We start from the raw sequence: 17,267 nt of genomic DNA, 5'->3' as shown, positions 1-17,267 counted from the left end.
TCCCTCACATCGTCTCGGCAAACAGCTCCCCGCCAATCAGCATCCGGCGGATCTCGCTGGTGCCGGCGCCGATCTCATACAGTTTCGCGTCGCGCCACAGGCGGCCAACCGGGAACGCGTTGATGTAGCCGTTGCCGCCCAGAATCTGGATCGCTTCGCCAGCCATCCACGTCGCCTTCTCCGCCGCATACAAGATCACACCGGCGCAATCCTTGCGCATCTGGCGCACGTGCTCGCTACCGAGCTGGTCCAACTGGCCACCGATCGCGTACAGGTAAGCGCGACAAGCCTGCAACGTCGTGTACATGTCCGCGACCTTGCTTTGGATCAGTTGAAACTCGCCGATCGATTGGCCAAACTGCTTGCGATCATGGATGTACGGCACGACCGCATCCATACAGGCGAGCATGATGCCGGTTGGCCCACCGGCGAGCACGGCTCGCTCATAGTCGAGCCCGCTCATCAGCACCTTCACGCCGCCGTTGACCTGGCCCAGCACGTTCTCGTGCGGTACCTCGACGTCCTCGAACACAAGTTCCCCGGTGTGAGAGCCACGCATGCCAAGCTTGTCCAGCTTTTGCGCGACCGAGAAGCCCTTCATGCCTTTTTCGACGATGAACGCGGTCATCCCGCGCACACCCGCCTCCAGGTCAGTCTTGCCGTACACTACCAGCGTGTCGCAGTCCGGACCATTCGTAATCCACATCTTGGTGCCGTTGAGCACGTATCGGTCACCCTTCTTGTCGGCGCGCAGGCGCATGCTGACCACGTCCGAGCCGGCATTCGGCTCGCTCATCGCCAGTGCCCCCACATGCTCGCCGGACACCAGCTTGGGCAAGTACTTGCGCTTCTGCGCTTCATTGCCATTGCGGTGGATCTGGTTCACACATAGGTTCGAGTGCGCGCCATACGACAGGCCGATCGACGCGGACGCGCGCGAAATTTCCTCCATCGCGACCATATGAGCGAGGTAGCCCATGTTGGCACCCCCATATTCGTCCGAAACTGTCATGCCCAGCACCCCGAGGTCGCCGAACTTTTTCCACAGGTCCATCGGGAACTGGTCGGTGCGATCGACGTCGGCCGCGCGCGGCGCGATTTCCTTCGCGGCGAAATGGGCGACGCTCTCGCGGAGCATCGCGATGTCCTCGCCGAGCGGAAATTGCAATCCGGGAATGTGACTCATCGCTCTCCTCCGAACGGCGCACGACGTGCCAGTGACATCCGCCCGTGCGCCGTTGACGGCAACCTGGCATATCAATTGAGTGACGCCCACTTACCAAAAAATCCGGCTTCTAGCGAGTATATGATGCAATTCTTATACACTTCGGAGCTGGACGCAGACTTTTTTGAGTGATGCTCACATCAAAATCGATTTCAACACTGTCATGAACGACTCGATTGCTGCATCCCTAGCCCCCGCTTCTGACATTCCCCATCGCCCCTGGGCACCGCCACACGCCGGGTGCCGGCAGGCGCGAAGTCACAGCAGCGCGTCAAACAGATCCTAAGCGTGGGCACGACGATGTCGAACAGACGCTGAGACGCCTGCCGGCATGCTAACGTCCCAATATATTCGTGAGCGGAAAACGCATTGCATTGACCGTACCCGCCACACCCATGCAGGATGAGGTCGCGCCGTGTCGGTCATCGGCGCGTGCTAAGTGGCCGCTCGATAAGGAGCATGACAATGAGCGATGCGTTTTCCCATCGAGGCTATCTTGCCAACTGCTCACCCGCGCGCAAGCCGGATGGGACCTACCAACCGTATGTCGTCATCGCCCGCTGCAGCGACGGGGCATTGCTGGTCAACCAGTTTTTTCCGCCTACCGTACGCTTCCCCACTCGAGACGCCGCGATCGAACATGCGCGACAATGGGCGATGGATTGGATCAACCGCCGCGGATCGGCGGTGTAGCGGCCTGGCCGGCCCTGCGCCCTGACCGCCCGAGCAACATGGCCGATATCACACCCCACTACGACCCGACACACCCGCACTGGAACCTTGATCGTGTCATCGCCGAGCTTCGCGCGTCGCGTGAAGGCAAGCACCGCACCCGGCACCCGAAAGGGCTGCGTGAGTTGCCCTCGCGCACGGCGATGGCGCATGTGCTCGCGAACCTGCGCGCGGTGCTGTTTCCGACGCACTTCGGCGCGCCCGATCTGACTGACGAGAGCATTGATTTCTTCGTCGGCAACACGCTGAACGAAACGCTGCGCGTGCTGTACGAGCAGTTGCGTCGCGCACTGCGTTTTGCCCCGGACAAGGAAGACCTGTCCGAGGACGCGCTACGCGTGCTCGCCGAGACGATCACACGGGACTTCGCCGCGTCGCTGCCAGCCACGCGCGCGCTGCTGGTCAGCGACATCCATGCAGCCTACACCGGCGATCCGGCAGCCCAAAACACTAGTGAAGTGATGCTGTCCTATCCCGGCGTCGAAGCCATCGTCAACCACCGGCTCGCCCATACGTTGTATCGCGCCGACGTGCCACTGCTACCGCGCTTCATCTCGGAGATCGGCCATTCGGCGACTGGCATCGACATCCATCCTGGCGCCCAAATTGGCAGCAGTTTCTTCATCGACCATGGCACCGGCGTGGTGATCGGCGAGACCGCGATCATTGGCGATCGCGTGCGGCTGTACCAGGCGGTCACGCTCGGCGCAAAGCGCTTCGAGGCCTGCGCAGATGGAACGCTAATCAAGGGCAATGCACGGCATCCCATCGTCGAGGATGATGTGGTGATCTACGCGGGGACCACCATCCTGGGTCGCATCACGATCGGCCGCGGCTCGGTGATCGGCGGCAACGTGTGGCTCACGCACAGCGTGCCGCCGGGCAGCGCGATCTCGCAAGGCCGCGTGCGGCATGGCGACACCGACGTGTCCGACGCGGGCGATGCGCTGGGAGCGTAACGACGTCGCCCCGCTCCAGATTGCCTCGACCCGACAGGACCTTGCGTGCATTCCGCAGTTCAATGCGCGTTCGTGACACATTCTGCCCCCTTTATTTAGGTTTTAGCGATTGTGGTGCCACTGTAAGTAATCCATCATTCGCCAAAAATATAGCCAACCATTGCTCACGGCTGTATCCATGCGCACGCCTTCAGTTACCCTGCCGCGCAACATCGCATTGCGCGACATCTATTTCTCTTCTTTCGAGCTGGCGTGTGGACTTTGATTTGAATGCGCTTTTGAATCCCTTTCAGAACTATGCATACACGGTAGATACTCGCCCAAAATCCGCCGCATCGGCACCGCCACCACCGCCCAGCGGTGCGTTGGCGAATCTGCCGGCTAGACAACCTACGACGTATCACGATCTGCCGCCCGAGTTGATTGCGCGCATTGGCAAGTACCTGCCCATTCAGGACGTGATGCCGTTCTCTACAGTCGATTGGCGCACATATCGTGCGATGCAGGTTGAGCGGCAAATCTATCGCTATTGGCAACAGGCCAAGCAAGCCGTGAGTCTCGAGTCGATGAATCAACTGCTGGACGAGATGGACGGCACGCTTAAAAATCCAACGCAGCAAACTGCACCCATCGACGCACTGTGTCAGCGGCTGCAAGCATTACCGGAAAACGAACAAGTCGACGCTTTTAAGCGCGTGTTCGCAGCTGCCCAGCGTATCCCGCAAGATGGCGTACGCATACAAAAAGCGATGTTACTCACGCTTCGAGATTTTCCGTGGCACCGGCGTTTTGAGTTATTCGACTTCGCGTACGCAATGGCGGAACGGCGCTCGCCCGGTCCGGACAATATTTGGACGAACCTGGCGTCCGGGTTGTGGGCCTTGCCGTTCGGCACCCCTCAGTTCGTCGAGCGTTATCAAGAGCTTTTGGCTCGGCTGCCGTTATTAAGCATGGCCGAGCAAGCGGAGTTGATTCCAGAATTGTCTGGGTTACTATTTAACTTTAATGAGGCAGATCCACGCATCTCTGGACTGTATGCGATTTTACGCGAACACGCCTTGCGGCTGCCCCCATCTCATCAGGGTGCTCCAGTCGGTGCGTTGGCAGGCGACACGTGGGTTTTGCCGAAGGCAGAGCGGCACGCGCAATACATCCAGATGCGCGATCGGGCGTTGGCATTGCCCGACGAGCAGTGGGCCACCGCACTGCGATATTTACCTAAAGGACTCGATGAGCTGCTGCCCAAGCAGCAAGCGCGGGAGCTCGCGTTGCTCGAGGGGCACTTAGCGCGCGTACCTGAAGCACAGCGTACACACGTGGCGGTTGGATTACTCCAATGCATCGCCTTTATGGACAAAGCGCTGTCCAAACGGGTTTGGCGGCAAGCGCTGAACTTACTGAATGGCACAGACGAAATCACATTATGGGATGTACTGAGCGAGCTTCGCAAGAAGTGGGTGCTAGTTATGCTAGAGCCTGACCACTGGCACATAGCAGTTAAAGAAATCAATCGATTCATGAGAATCAATGGATTTTCCAAATCCTTCCGGAAAAAAATCCAGGATAGTTCTGCATGGCTGAAAAGCCGCCCCTCTTAACGACCTTCGCCAAGAGCGTGCCAACCGCGGCCGCAGAGTTGTCTGACGCGCTTGTTTAGCACCACGGCTTGGGCCGCCTGCGGATCACGGCCCTCGTTCCGATGCCATCGGATAGCGCGGCTCACGCCAGTGCTTCGTTTACCCGAGCGGTCTTTCGCGATGCCAAACTTGTTAACAGGCTGTGTGGATACATTCGAGTCGTTAGACACCGCGAAGAGGATTTTCCCATGAACCCAAACTCGGCGTCTCGCCCTTCCTCGATTAATACGAGCACGCCCAGTATATCGACCACGTCACCCAGCATTTCGCAACATTCGAATACTGCGTTGGTACAGGCAAATCCGTCTTCCACATCTTCGCCGCTTGCGGGGTTGCGCCGCCGCAATAGCCGCGCCAGCGTCCAAAGCAACGAATCCGATTCAGCGGAAATATCCTGTACCTCGATACTCTCGCCGTTGCAAAGTTGCCTGCCATATCTTAAACCCAAGCTGACGCCCGAGCAGCTTTGTGACAAGGTGGTCAACTACGCAGCGGAATCCGCAGAACTTGGCCTGGACAATAGAGCGCTGAATAAAAAGGAACACAGTGCTTTGTCGGGCAAAATGTGCTGGGATGCAGTCAAGTACTGTGCACTCAAAGCGAGAATCATCACGGAGAATCAGTATGAGTCGATGAGCGGCAAAACCGATTTAGTCACATCATCCGACACACGGATACACAATGCCGGCGAGCTGAGAAACATGCCGCCTGGGCGCACCCTCGGCTTTTTCGACAGCGACACAACCTGGCACGTGATGCTCACCACCACTGAAGGCAAAGCTGCCGGAAACAAAAATGACTATGTTGGCATTGGCAATCCGGTCGGCTGGGAAGAGCTGGACTTAGACAAACTAAAATGGAATGGTGACGGCCACGTGCTCGCTCCGGTGGGCCGTAATCTGCAGAGCGGTGAACCCGAATACAAGCCGCTCGTACTCACCTATCGGCCAATTAGCGACATCGGTCGAGCGCCCAACTAGGAGCAGAAGTAACATTCAGCGAGTGGACGGCGGTTGTTGGGCGTAACGCTTACGCGCCGATCAATCCCTTGACGGCTTAGCCAGCTGTTTCAGCTTCAACGATCAAATTGGAGCCGTTAATCGAATTCAACGCAAGCGAACCGGCGCTGCGTGGACGCTTCACGATCGCCCAGGAGCTCGGTCACTCCGCGCTAAATCACAGCCCGCGTTGTCGGATTCCACCGAAGCTTTAATTTGCAAACTACCATTCAATCGAAGCGGGAGCGGACAAGTTTAATGCAGACCCCAGCACCCCACGCCACAAGGGCGGGTGAGCTAAGCGGCATGGTGCACCAAATTACCTAATTAAGCGAAGCGGGCAGGCGAGGAGGGGGACCGCAACGGCGGCCGCGACGGACGCACTTGCCCCCTGGGGGCTTCGCCAAGTGGTCCTGGCATGACCAGAAAGAGCCTACATGGCCTTCGATCCATATGGGTAGGGTCCGGGGAGAACCTCGCGTGCCGCAATGGCACAGCAGCTCGTGAAACTACCTCCCAACGCTGCCTGGCGCTTAAACAGCCGCCAGCACCGAGCACTCAAATTTTTGATGATACAAAAAATCGTTGCGACACATATTTTCCGGGGATACAACAATTCCGATGAAAATAATCTTTGACCAGCTGAAGCGGGACGCCACGCTTGCTGAGCGGGGGCTCGCCTTCGAAGACGCGGCAGTCATCTTTGAGGGCAGAACGCTTGATATGGTCGATGACCGGTTTGACTATGGCGAAGAACGAATCGTCACGGTTGGCCATCTCGATGGTCGGATAATGATCGTAGTGTGAACAGCGCAGGGCAGTGCCCGGCACGTTATATCGATGAGAAAGGCAAATGAACGCGAAAAAAAGCGCTTTGAGCAGCGACTTGGCAAAGGCTGACGCGCGCGGCGTCAAGCCAGCCGATTATGAGGAAATCCCAGAACTCGGTGACGAGTTCTTCGAGCAAGCGGACGAACACCGCGCAGGCATGCTCATGAAACGTGGTCGAGGCCGGCCAGCAGGATCAAAGAAGCAGCAGATGAACCTGCGCATCGATCTAGACGTGATCGAGGCCTACAAGGCACAGGGCGAAGGCTGGCAGACCCGCATGAATGAGGCCCTGCGAGACTGGGCGAAGAGCCACGGGATGATGCGTTAGGCCGATGCGGCGCTGATGGCTGACGCGGCGCCACTCGCGGCAGGCATATCGATAACATACGGCACAAACCGCACGATCTCATCATCGGCCCATCCGTTGAATGCAAGGAACTGCGCTTGCAGCGGCGCAATCTCATTGCGCCCGAACACCTTCGCGGCGGTGTCCGCTGCGCCATATTGCAATATTTGTAATAGGTTTTACTGGGCCTGAAAATTGCGCGCTCGTTGCATAAACGGACATCCGCCCAATGGAGTAGTGAAATGAAGCACACATTGATCGGCGTGTTCGACAACCGCAACGATGCGATGCGGGCCGAACACGCATTGGCCGAAGCCGGCTTCCCACGTCCAGACATCACAATCCATGACGCGAGTGGCAGCGCGCGCCCACTCGGCGGGAATTGGCAACAGGTCGAAACGGCGACGCACCCCGAGCCGCCCCCCGCTGCGTCGCGCAATGGGATGGCCGCCGCGCACACTGCGCGCGACGCGCCATCGCCGCGCGGCAACAGACAGTCGGCACCGGTCACGCGTGATGCCCAGACGCCGGCAAGCGCTAACGAGTGGCCAGTCCATCTTCCGTGGGAGTCGATCGAGCAATGGCTTGCGGCCGTGTTCCACCACCAACGCTTTCCATTTCAGGCTGCCCGGTATCGGCAAGCGTTGCATGATGGATCAGCACTAGTCAGCGTGGACGTCTACGCGCACCTGCAGGTGCCGATGGCGCGAGACACGTTGCTGTTCGCCGGCGCACGGTACGTCGGCAGCCACATCATCCCCCCACAAAATGACAAGGTACTCACGGGCCACACCGCACACCCGGCCGCGTCAAATGTGGCGCGTGCGGATGCATCATGTGCCGAGCCCACGTCGCCACGCGATCCGGACAAGACCGGCGACAACAACGTCGTGCGCTCTCTGACCGACGAACTGGGGCTCACCGACCCGCTGGTAAGCCACTGTCGCCAGTCACTGAATCGCCCAGCCGCACAGGCCGGCAGCGCATGCGCCACGCGCGGTGCATCATGGGTTGCCCCTGCGAGCGACGGGTGGCACCGCCTGAAGGCGTCGATCCGGCACGGCTGGGACCGCATCGTTGGCCATCGTTGACGATGACGGCTCAACGGCGGCGCCTTGAGGCAGCACCTGTCGCCCGCCTTATGCACGCTTGGCGACGCTTGCCTTACCACGTTGGGAAATGGCCGCAAGCGCTACGATCAAGAAGCGCCGCGCGCGTCGATATACGCTTGGCGGGTACCCATGACTTTGCCGATCTGGTAGCCGTACGCCGCACAGGCATTGGCCGGCTCAGGGCCGCCTTTCCACTGTAATCGGTAACGCGCCTCCGCCGGCGCGACGGGTGCCGGGTCGAACACCGGCCGGTGCGATACGCCGTTGTTGGGCGCGCCGCTGGAGGCAGCAACCAGGCCGTTCCAGGTGGTGATATACCCTGTTCGCACGCCATCGACGAACGCATCAGCATCGCACACCTGCGCCGGGGGAGTCATTTTCAACGTGACGTGATAGCCCAAATCACCGCCTACCACGATATCCCGTGCCAGGGCATTCTGTCCTTTTGCGGCATGCGACGACGCGGCATCGGTGCCAGGTGCCGCCGCGAGAGTCGGCGCCGCCGTGCCTGCGAGACCTGCACCGCTCTGGCCGGCGATCGGCGCACACGCGCCGAGCCACGCCAATGCCGCAACGGCGATCATTATGGCCGCGATCGGCCGCCTATGCCGGGAAATCTGCAACACTGCCACATTCACCTCACGACTTCATCAAACCAGGATCCGAAACTTTATCAGCAATCGGCACGGCTTCCACCGTCCGATACCAATACCGGTGCCGGTGCCGGTGCCGATGCCGGTGCCGGTGCCAGTATCAACGCCGGATATTAGATATCAGATACCCGAGCGATGTTAAGTGCCTGTCGAAACCCGCGTTCCCGACTCCGTCATACAGGCATCGTGAGACAATATTGCCGCTTTGCGGCATCATCACCAGTCGATTATCGATACAACTGGCCTTGGGGTGCCCGTTGCCACCGGTGCAATGCGGCTTGCGGCGCAACGGCACGGTCGTGCTTAAGCCAGCGTTGCACCGCGCCACGGGTGCTACAAGGGAAATCATACAAGTGGCCTTCGAAGGCCATCATGGAGCGGAAGTCGACATGTCGTTCTTGATCGTGATCGCCTCATTGGCGTTTCTGATGTTTGCCGCCTACCGCGGCTATAGCGTAATTCTATTCGCCCCCGTGGCCGCATTGGGCGCGGTACTGCTCACCGACCCGGCCGCGGTCGCCCCGGTATTCTCCGGCATCTTCATGGAGAAATTGGTCGGCTTCATCAAGCTCTACTTCCCCGTGTTCCTGCTCGGCGCCGTGTTCGGCAAGGTCATTGAGTTGTCCGGCTTCTCCGAGTCGATCGTAGCCGCGGCCATCCAGTACATCGGCCGCTCGCGCGCCAACGCCGTCATCGTCGCCGTCTGCGCGCTGCTCACTTACGGCGGCGTGTCGCTGTTCGTGGTGGTGTTCGCCGTGTATCCATTCGCCGCTGAGTTGTACCGGCAAAGCAACATCCCGAAACGACTGATGCCCGGCGCAATCGCGCTAGGCGCGTTTTCATTCACGATGGATGCATTGCCCGGCACGCCACAGCTCCCGAACATCATCCCGACCACCTTCTTCAAGACCACCGCCTGGGCTGCACCGGCGCTGAGTCTGATTGGCGCAGCATTCATCCTCGTCATGGGGCTGGCCTATCTCGAATGGCGCCGGCACGCCGCCCTCAAGCGCGGCGAAGGCTACGGCACCTCGCTGCTCAACGAGCCCGAGCGCGTCGAATCGGCAAGCCTGCCCCATCCCGCGCTGGCCATCGCGCCGCTAGTGCTAGTGGGAGTAGCCAACTTCGCGCTAACCGAACTGCTCCCCCAATGGTATGGCGCCGAATATACGGTAGCGCCCAACGTGCTGCCCGGCGTGCACGCACCGCTGAGTATCACCACCAAGGGAGTGATTGCGATTTGGGCAGTGGAGGGCGCGCTGCTGCTGGGCATCGTGCTGGTGCTGCTCAGCGCGTTCACTCGCGTTCGCGAGCGTTTTGCCAGCGGCACCCAGGCCGCGGTGGCCGGTGCGCTGCTCGCCTCGCTCAATACCGCATCGGAGTACGGCTTCGGTGGCGTGATCGCGGTACTGCCCGGCTTCCTGGTGGTCAGCGACGCACTGCGCAGCATTCCCAATCCGCTGGTCAACGCCGCGATCTCGGTGTCCTCGCTCGCCGGCATCACCGGCTCGGCCTCCGGTGGCATGAGCATCGCGCTGGCTGCATTGTCCGACACGTTTGTGGAGGCCGCACAGGCTGCCCAGATTCCGCTGGACGTGTTGCATCGGGTCGTGTCCATGGCCAGCGGCGGCATGGACACACTGCCGCACAACGGCGCGGTGATCACGCTGCTGGCCGTCACCGGCCTGACCCACCGCGAATCCTACCGCGACATCTTCGCGGTCACCGTCATCAAGACGCTTGCCGTGTTCTTCGTGATCGCGGTGTTCTATGCGATCCGCTAGCGCAGTTTCGCGACGTCACGTTCGGTGACCGATACGGCCGGATTGAAAGTCCGCATCGGTTGTCCAACGGGTTCCAACCTGGAAGCCCAGCGGACTTCCAGCATAGTTTTTTGAATGTGTTCGCTTATCTCGCGCACTTTTTCGTCTAGACTACGCATTACCGCTTTACGAGCGGAATCCAAGTCTTTTTCATCTTTGGCGCGGCTTGATCGCCGCGCTTTTTTTATGTGCGTCTGGCGTGGGCGCCCACACCGTGTTCACGCCCGCCCGGCCGCCGTGCGATGCGTGGGTTTGAACCAACGGAAAGTCAAGTTGATCCGTTCAGCAGCCAGTCCGGCAGCCTTGGGCACGCGGTGCTTCCATTCAGCCTGTGTCCGGCCTCGCATCACGAGCAAGCTGCCGCTGGTGAGTCTGAGCGCATGCACGGCCCCGGTCGCGTTATGGCGCAACTCGAAGGTGCGCGCCGCCCCGAGACTGAGTGATCCAATGACAGGCTGCTGGCCCAGCGACGCTTCATCATCGGCGTGCCAACCCATGCCATCCTTGCCGTGACGGTAGCGATTGAGCAATACACTATTGAATCGCGTGGCGGCCACGCGCTCCACGATTCGACGCAGCGCCAGCACCGTGGGCGTCCATCGTGCCGGCACGTTCAGAATGCCAGAATACTCATAGATGGCATCGGGATCGCCCTGCCACGCGGTCAACCGCGGCAGCGGGATGCGGCCGCGCGGCGTGTTGATCCAGTCCTGCCGCCACGCGACTTCGTCCGTGAGCTGGCGCAGCGAGTCCGCCGCCATGGCAGGCGTGAGGCAATTTGGATACCAGTTTATGTCCGGTTTCGGAACGTCATCAAAAAGATCCAGCAGCATAGAATGACGAAACAACGCATGAGCCCTGATAGTATCGCTTTTGATTCAACCATTCAGGATGCACACCATGTCGGTAGAAGAGATCCGGGCAGCGGAAACGCGTGCCATGCAGCGCGTAGTGACCGCGACCCTTGGCGTGCAAAGTGCGTTCGCCGCGCTGCAGAAACAATTCCCGCCTGAAGGCGACGGCCGCCCATCGGGTTTCGCGCTCAATGCCTTTGACGCGGCATTGCAGGAACTAGAGAACGCCCAACAAGCGTTCGACGAAGCGCTCAACTCAATGCTCGACGGCCTGGGCTAAGCGCCGCAGTCAGCGTGCACGACGCTATGGGGTGAATGCGGCGCATCTCGCGGGGGCTCGCACTGCGGCAACCGCCCGCGCAGCAGGTAGTCGGCGACAGCCCGAGGGCAGCCGCCCCCATCCAAGCATCTGTCCATAGCGCTGGACCAGCCAACCGAACATCGCCATCGCAAACGCGCACGGCAGCGTCAACCCGCGCCAGGCAGCCAGCGCCCGCTAGTCCACCCCGACACCACCCGACCGCGATACTCACCTGGCTGCTCGATGAGCCGGGCATGAACTGGCACAGCGCCACGATGTCGGCAGAATCCCTACTCGCTGACCCGGCCCCACGGCTCGCCGTGTCATGCCGTCAGCCTTTGCCACGCGGGCAGTCTTCACCGTCTCGATCGAAGTCGAGGCCGAAAGCACATTGGTCAGTGGCGGCGCCTGCCACGCATCAAGGCCCGCGTGCAGCAATTCGCTTTGCCTGATTTGCACGCCTTCGCTGAGACACACCTGCTTGAGTTACGCGATGTGCTCTTAGTCAAGCCTCGGACATCGTGAAGCCGTCGCGAGCCACCTTCTGGGCCTTTTACTTCCTTGCGCCCTTGTCCTCTTGCTTCACGGCGCGCCTACCATCCCGGTGCTGCGCCGGCTTGCCGTGCGGCTCCAGCGGCTGCGCGCCGGAGGGTGTGGCCGGCCGTGGCGTCTCTCCATTACGCACCGCGCCGGCTTGACGGTCTCGTGCGAGACCGCCGACGTGTCGCCGCGAGTCGTTATTAGCGTGCTTTTTGCGCTGCGCGTCGTAGCCATGGTTTCCCTCGGACAACCATACGGTAAACATACGGTTCAGAATTCACCGCGGCGCGCCCGCGCCGCCTTGACGTCCGCGTCCCGCTGGGCGTCGCGCGCATCCGTGCGCCGAGCGCGCTGCGTCAGGCTGCTCGACAACATGCGCATGGTTGACGTGCGTCGCCGCGCCGTCAACTCGCCGACATCGACTGCACGCGTGACCGGCCCAAGCGCCCAGTGCAGCGCAAGCAGCCATCCGAGAACCGTCCACCCCAGGCAGAAATTGAACAGCGCCAGCATCAACGTGTCCGGCCGCTGGCGCCGGTCGGCCACGATCGACGGTGCAAAATACAGTAGCAATGTCGCCAGTGCCTGGACCAGTTGAATGATTGTGATCCTCATGTCCGACACTATAGTCGAGCCGGCCCCATGTCGCAGCACGAGGACTGGCCATGCCCGGCGCCGAACGCCGAAGCCGCGACGCACAGGCGCGCGAACCGCAATTCGACCAACGGGCAGAGCGACTTGCTGTATGCTCGGCGCTCCCGCCGCTCGACCTGGACGTCAAAACCGGCAGTGCCATCTCACAACGCTTTATGAAGTTCAAACACACTCGCACGCCGCAGCAGGCGGCTCTCGGCGCGCATCCAGGCGCGCCAACGCCGGATGCGCTGTCGGCCACCGGCCCATGGACCGCGCCGCACCGCTCGCCGCGCCGCACCGCGTTTATCGTGCTCGCCGCCCTGCTGTACCTGCTGCCCGGCATACTCGGCCACGCGCCGTGGAAGCAAGACGAGACCTATTCATTCGGCGTGATTCAATCGTTCCTGCACGGCAAGGACTGGATCGTCCCCATCAACGCCGGGCAGCCGTTCATGGAGAAGCCACCGCTGTACTACTGGGTCGCGGCGCTAATAGCCGGGAGCCTGTCGCGATGGTTGCCGCTGCACGACGGCGCCCGGCTCACGACGGTGCTATGCGGCGCCGTCACGCTGCTGGTGTTGGCGGCGTGGAGCCGCCTGTGCGCGCGCGACAAGGGTCATACCGGCGGCGCGGCGGCGCATGAGTGCCGTGATCCATGGCAAGCGACGCTTATCACACTATCGCTGTTTAGCGGCACCTTGATCATGGTCAAGCACGCACACGACCTGTTCACGGACGTCGCACTGGTGACCGGGACCGTCTGCGCACTGTACGGCTTGTACCGGATCGTGCTGCGCATGCAGGCCGGTCACGGCGCAACGCTCGCCGACGTGGCATGGTTCGGCGTCGGCACCGGCATCGCGCAGATGACCAAGGGATTGTTCATCCCCGGCGTGCTGGCGCTGACCGCCACCGCGTTACCGGCGCTCATGCCCGCGTGCCGCTCGCGCCGCTACGGCGCGGCGGTCGTGGTCGCGGTGGGGCTCAGCATGCCGTTTTTTCTCGTCTGGCCGGCACTGCTCGCCCATCGCTCGCCTGAGCTGTTTGTCGACTGGTTCTGGGACAACAACGTGGGCCGCTTTCTAGGTTTTTCGGTGGATCGGCTGGGCTCCGACAACGATCATGCGGTGGTGCTGCGCGCGCTGCTGATCGGCGCGATTCCGAGTGGTCCGCTGGCTCTGTATGCGCTCGCGCGCGGCGGCTGGCGCAAGATCACTGAGCCGGCGACCGGCATTGCGCTCATTTTCTGCGTGTTCGGCATCGGACTGCTGAGCCTGTCGGCGACCGCACGGGTGCTGTATCTGTTGCCGTTCGTGGCCCCACTCGCCGTGCTCGGCGCGGATGGCGTGACCCAATTGCCCGCTGCGCTGCGACGCGGATGGAGCGCGCTGAGCCTCGTGCTGTTTACCGCGTTCGGCGCGTTGGCTTGGTTCGTTTGGGCGGTGATGATGCGACCGATCGCGGCGCACGGCGCCGCCCGGTGGTTGCAAAAGTGGCTGCCGCTGGACTACGTGGTTCCGTTCCAGCCGCCAGCGGTGGCGCTGGCCCTTGCATTGTGCATCGCCTGGTTCGCCGCATGCCGATATGCACGACGGCTCGGACCCGCCCAGGCGCCATTTGTTTGGTGCGCCGGCGTGACGCTTGCCTGGGGGCTTGTCTTCACGCTGCTGCTGCCGTGGCTGGACCGCGCAAAGAGCTATACGCCGGTGTTCGAGCAACTGGCCGCGTCGCTCCATGCCAACTGGCGCAGCGGCGACTGCATGGCCAGCATTGGCCTCGGCGAATCGGAAGCGCCGATGCTCGAATACGTGACCGGCATCGTGCATCAGCCCGTGCCGCCCGACATGGCCACATCGAGCGCCTGCCGCTGGCTGATCGTGCAGGATGACATGTCGATGCAGGACACAGGTTACGACGGCTGGAAGCGCGTGTGGCAAGGCGCCCGCCAAGGCGATACGCATGAGCGCCTGCGCATGTTCGTGCGCGACGACACGCGCTCGTAGGCACACAAGCCGCGGCACAGGCACGAGCGGACCAGCCGGACCACCTATGACGACCTGCCGCCGGAGGTGATCCAGCCAATCGCGTCGCACCTGTCGGGCGACGATATCGCACAGTTTTCCGCGCTGAACCAACGCTCCTATCGGATCCTGCACGAACGACGACGGGCATGGCGCGGCTGCCGACGGGCCGACACGGTCGTGGATCTCGCGTCGCTGCAACAGTTGCTCGACGAAACGCAGGATATCCAGTTCGAGCCCAGCCTGCGCACCGACCCTAGTTCGACGCGACCGCTTACCCGTCGCTCGCGCGTGTCGGCGAGCGCCGAGACGCTGCCCGAATGCGTGTCGACGCCGCTGTAACGCGCGCCATACGCGGCGCGCGCGCGTTGGCCGCCCCGATGCAACGGCGACGGAAGCCGCAGCGGCTGATGCCTTGAAGCCTGGCTCGACAGCGGGTTCCCCCCCACGAGCAGGCTTGGGTTGAATCCCGGCCGGTTTACCGGCCGCCAGTGGCATGGGGGCGTGTCGCCAGCGCTTCGCTGTATGGCAGCGTGCGCGTTCCTGCGCACGCTGCCTACGCACGCCGTTGGGCGGTTATTTCTCGGGCGAGGCTGGCGGCGTCGGTAGGTTATGCCAAAGCGACGATGTGGCTTCTGGCACGACACGAATCGGCGTTAGCCGTGAGCCCCGTCTGCGCGTATCGCCTTGAGCGCACGCCGTCGACTCCGATACGCTGGTCCGCAACAAATTGGACGCGCCGTCGTCCTGCGCAAAAACACTGTCGGTCGACTGTCGTCTTTTTGGGTCGCTTGTCGTGCCCGTCTGCAAACAATTTTCGGCTTCCTGCAGCAGTGCAGAGGACAACTTGCACGCGCGTTCGAGGCACTCGTCCTCTGACAGACCTTCCAAGAACGGATTGCTTAGCGGGTCAAGCCAATCGCGGTCCGATTGGTGCGGCGTTGATATCCCGCTCTCCTGCTGCTCGAGTACGCTGTCCGCCAGTGGGTCGCGCGTCGTATCACTTACCTTGCCCAGCTCCAGGCCGCCATCGCGTTCTTGCGGCAATGCATCGGATCGCTCGGTCGTTCGACTTGGCTTCTCGTTGTGTGACAAATCGTCAACCGACGCCTCGTCACGCGACGCATAAAGCCACTGGAGGCCTATTCGGAGTCGCATCCGCGATACTTCGTCCAAATAAAACAAGTCTCGCCGTGAATCACCTTCCGGAAAACCGCGATAGCTTTCCACCTTGATCCGATTGGCCTGTGCGGGATGCGCATTCAGGCTACTCAGTTCAGACGAAAACGCCTGTTTCTGGACGTCCGAACCGTAGGCGATGAATAGACGAGGCGCGTCGGCTACCGGCAACGCATCGACCAGCCGGTTTGCCGACCATGGCGGTGCCTCACTACCTTGGACGAAGAACGGTTCATGGGCGTAACGCTGGACATCGCCGGCACCACCGTACGGCGGTTGCCTGAGGCGATCGAACTCGGCAGACAAATAACGCGCGACGTCAAAGTCAAGGTCGCCGTCCAAATGTACAAGCCATTGCACGCCTAGTTCCCAGGATATCTCGGCAGGCGGTTCCCGATGTTCGGCACGCCCATCTGGCCCCAAAACAGGCGAGATAAATGCCATGCCGGCGAACCCGTGAGGCCTTGTCTTCAATAAATCGAGCGCATGACCGGCCACGCGTGCACCGTGGGTAACAAGGTACACGGGCGAGCCACGCCTGTGATTCGTATCTAGGTAGGTATCGATGAAACGCATTGCCGCCCTACCCGCATGAAGGTTGCCCCAAAAATCCCCATGAGAGCCCGATTCGATGGGATGGACAAAAACCAGATCGGACGTGTCGAGCAACGTAGAAAGGTTGTCATATCGATCCCAATTTTCTTGGCCCGAAAGGCCCCCGACGATAGGACCGACCGACGCCAGTAACAGATAGCCGGCGGAACGCAGCGGATCATCTCGAACGCTGTCACCAAGAAAGAATGTGATGGGACGGGACGAGGGCTCCGCATCGCGTTGGGTATAGGCTACGTAGACGATCCGGGCGTCTTCGGATGCGCCCTCCACAGGAACCATGCCGGCGGTGGCCGCTAAAGCCAGTGTTTCGTCACCGTGCTGCATTGGATGATATGTCGTGACGGGCTCCACGTACGGCGTCGAAACCGGTTTTTCAGACGGCACTGCAACCGGCTCCTCAAACAGCGCCGAAACCGGCTTTTTGGGCGGCACTAAAACCGGCTTCTTGGACAGCACCGAAGCATGGGCGGTCGCGGTCCACGTCTCGGATTGACCGGCAACCATGGCGTCGCCGACACCGGACTCGCCGCCCCCTCCGCCACACGCATTCATAGACAGCATAACAGCGATCGCCATGGCGCGGGAGGATACGCGGCCTGGCTTAATCAACCGGCTAAGACATTTATTTAATTTCATTTTCATGATGGTCACCATTTTAAGTGGATAAAAGCAGCCCTCCGACGAATCGGATAACCTTTAAAAAAGACCAATGGTCTTCGATTAAATGTTAGACGCGGAGCAATAGCTGCCTCGGCACCGGTGTGCACGTCAACTCATTTGCTGGCTGAACTGCATGTAATGCAAT

18 protein-coding genes and 1 pseudogene are annotated in these 17,267 nt (G+C 61.2%); 11 read left to right on the top strand and 8 right to left on the bottom strand.

All coding sequences use genetic code 11. The annotated features are described in order from the left end of the window. Positions 1–4: 4 nt before the first annotated feature. Entirely contained in the window at positions 5–1,186 is a 1,182-nt protein-coding gene (locus KQH60_RS10465) for an isovaleryl-CoA dehydrogenase (RefSeq protein ID WP_237576386.1), read from the bottom strand. Positions 1,187–1,684: 498 nt separating this feature from the next. Here KQH60_RS10465 and KQH60_RS10460 point away from each other — a divergent pair, with 498 nt between their 5' ends. The 6 genes from KQH60_RS10460 to KQH60_RS10435 all read left to right on the top strand — a co-directional run bounded on the left by KQH60_RS10460 (position 1,685) and on the right by KQH60_RS10435 (position 6,710). Next, positions 1,685–1,918: a hypothetical protein gene (locus KQH60_RS10460; RefSeq protein WP_237576385.1), complete on the top strand. Its 234-nt coding sequence runs from the start codon at positions 1,685–1,687 to the stop codon at positions 1,916–1,918. Between the two features lie 38 nt (positions 1,919–1,956). Then, a complete protein-coding gene (gene epsC / locus KQH60_RS10455) occupies positions 1,957–2,916 on the top strand; it encodes a serine O-acetyltransferase EpsC (protein ID WP_237576384.1) in 960 nt (319 codons plus the stop codon). A gap of 566 nt (positions 2,917–3,482) precedes the next feature. Beyond that, positions 3,483–4,514, top strand: a complete 1,032-nt coding sequence (locus tag KQH60_RS10450; protein WP_368669339.1) for a hypothetical protein — start codon at positions 3,483–3,485, stop codon at positions 4,512–4,514. Positions 4,515–4,741: 227 nt separating this feature from the next. Beyond that, entirely contained in the window at positions 4,742–5,533 is a 792-nt protein-coding gene (locus KQH60_RS10445) for a hypothetical protein (protein WP_237576382.1), read from the top strand. A gap of 639 nt (positions 5,534–6,172) precedes the next feature. Next, the gene (locus tag KQH60_RS10440; RefSeq protein ID WP_368669338.1) at positions 6,173–6,358 is read left to right on the top strand and encodes a BrnT family toxin; all 186 of its coding nucleotides are present in this window, start codon (positions 6,173–6,175) and stop codon (positions 6,356–6,358) included. A gap of 46 nt (positions 6,359–6,404) precedes the next feature. Beyond that, positions 6,405–6,710, top strand: coding sequence for a BrnA antitoxin family protein (locus KQH60_RS10435; RefSeq protein ID WP_237576381.1), 306 nt, complete (start codon positions 6,405–6,407; stop codon positions 6,708–6,710). On the opposite strand, the gene KQH60_RS10430 is transcribed toward KQH60_RS10435, so the two are convergent. Next, positions 6,707–6,892, bottom strand: a complete 186-nt coding sequence (locus KQH60_RS10430; protein ID WP_237576380.1) for a portal protein — start codon at positions 6,890–6,892, stop codon at positions 6,707–6,709. The two genes, KQH60_RS10435 and KQH60_RS10430, sit on opposite strands and share 4 nt — an antisense overlap. Positions 6,893–6,970: 78 nt before the next feature. Here KQH60_RS10430 and KQH60_RS10425 point away from each other — a divergent pair, with 78 nt between their 5' ends. Further along, positions 6,971–7,819, top strand: coding sequence for a hypothetical protein (locus KQH60_RS10425; RefSeq protein ID WP_237576379.1), 849 nt, complete (start codon positions 6,971–6,973; stop codon positions 7,817–7,819). Positions 7,820–7,926: 107 nt separating this feature from the next. Here KQH60_RS10425 and KQH60_RS10420 read toward each other — a convergent pair whose 3' ends face one another. After that, entirely contained in the window at positions 7,927–8,424 is a 498-nt protein-coding gene (locus tag KQH60_RS10420) for a hypothetical protein (RefSeq protein ID WP_237576378.1), read from the bottom strand. Positions 8,425–8,882: 458 nt separating this feature from the next. Here KQH60_RS10420 and KQH60_RS10415 point away from each other — a divergent pair, with 458 nt between their 5' ends. Then, positions 8,883–10,277: a GntP family permease gene (locus KQH60_RS10415; protein ID WP_237576377.1), complete on the top strand. Its 1,395-nt coding sequence runs from the start codon at positions 8,883–8,885 to the stop codon at positions 10,275–10,277. Between the two features lie 257 nt (positions 10,278–10,534). On the opposite strand, the gene KQH60_RS10410 is transcribed toward KQH60_RS10415, so the two are convergent. Continuing rightward, positions 10,535–11,149, bottom strand: coding sequence for an alpha-ketoglutarate-dependent dioxygenase AlkB (locus KQH60_RS10410; protein ID WP_237576376.1), 615 nt, complete (start codon positions 11,147–11,149; stop codon positions 10,535–10,537). A gap of 67 nt (positions 11,150–11,216) precedes the next feature. Here KQH60_RS10410 and KQH60_RS10405 point away from each other — a divergent pair, with 67 nt between their 5' ends. Further along, positions 11,217–11,450 (top strand): hypothetical protein, encoded by a 234-nt coding sequence (locus tag KQH60_RS10405; RefSeq protein WP_237576375.1) that lies wholly within the window; start codon positions 11,217–11,219, stop codon positions 11,448–11,450. Positions 11,451–11,606: 156 nt separating this feature from the next. Here KQH60_RS10405 and KQH60_RS10400 read toward each other — a convergent pair. The 3 genes and pseudogenes from KQH60_RS10400 to KQH60_RS10390 all read right to left on the bottom strand — a co-directional run. Beyond that, positions 11,607–11,754: pseudogene (locus KQH60_RS10400) on the bottom strand (chromate transporter); the annotation flags it as partial. A gap of 270 nt (positions 11,755–12,024) precedes the next feature. Continuing rightward, the gene (locus KQH60_RS10395; protein WP_237576374.1) at positions 12,025–12,276 is read right to left on the bottom strand and encodes a hypothetical protein; all 252 of its coding nucleotides are present in this window, start codon (positions 12,274–12,276) and stop codon (positions 12,025–12,027) included. Between the two features lie 5 nt (positions 12,277–12,281). Continuing rightward, positions 12,282–12,626, bottom strand: a complete 345-nt coding sequence (locus tag KQH60_RS10390; RefSeq protein WP_237576373.1) for a superinfection immunity protein — start codon at positions 12,624–12,626, stop codon at positions 12,282–12,284. 50 nt (positions 12,627–12,676) lie between these two features. Here KQH60_RS10390 and KQH60_RS10385 point away from each other — a divergent pair, with 50 nt between their 5' ends. Together KQH60_RS10385 and KQH60_RS10380 are read left to right on the top strand one after the other, a co-directional pair. Further along, positions 12,677–14,650, top strand: coding sequence for a glycosyltransferase family 39 protein (locus KQH60_RS10385; protein WP_237576372.1), 1,974 nt, complete (start codon positions 12,677–12,679; stop codon positions 14,648–14,650). A 66-nt stretch (positions 14,651–14,716) separates the two neighbouring features. Beyond that, entirely contained in the window at positions 14,717–15,010 is a 294-nt protein-coding gene (locus KQH60_RS10380) for a hypothetical protein (RefSeq protein ID WP_237576371.1), read from the top strand. Positions 15,011–15,244: 234 nt separating this feature from the next. Here the strand turns inward: KQH60_RS10380 and KQH60_RS10375 are convergent, their stop codons facing one another. Further along, complete coding sequence (locus tag KQH60_RS10375) at positions 15,245–17,038, bottom strand: acetoin dehydrogenase E1 component beta-subunit (RefSeq protein ID WP_237576370.1); 1,794 nt, start codon at positions 17,036–17,038, stop codon at positions 15,245–15,247. Between the last annotated feature and the right edge of the window lie 229 nt (positions 17,039–17,267).

Origin of the sequence: Mycetohabitans sp. B8, assembly GCF_021991875.1 — a bacterium.
In the GTDB taxonomy this organism is placed as follows: domain Bacteria; phylum Pseudomonadota; class Gammaproteobacteria; order Burkholderiales; family Burkholderiaceae; genus Mycetohabitans.
Note: the sequence above shows the minus strand (reverse complement) of the source record. Positions and strands in the feature narration are given on the sequence as shown.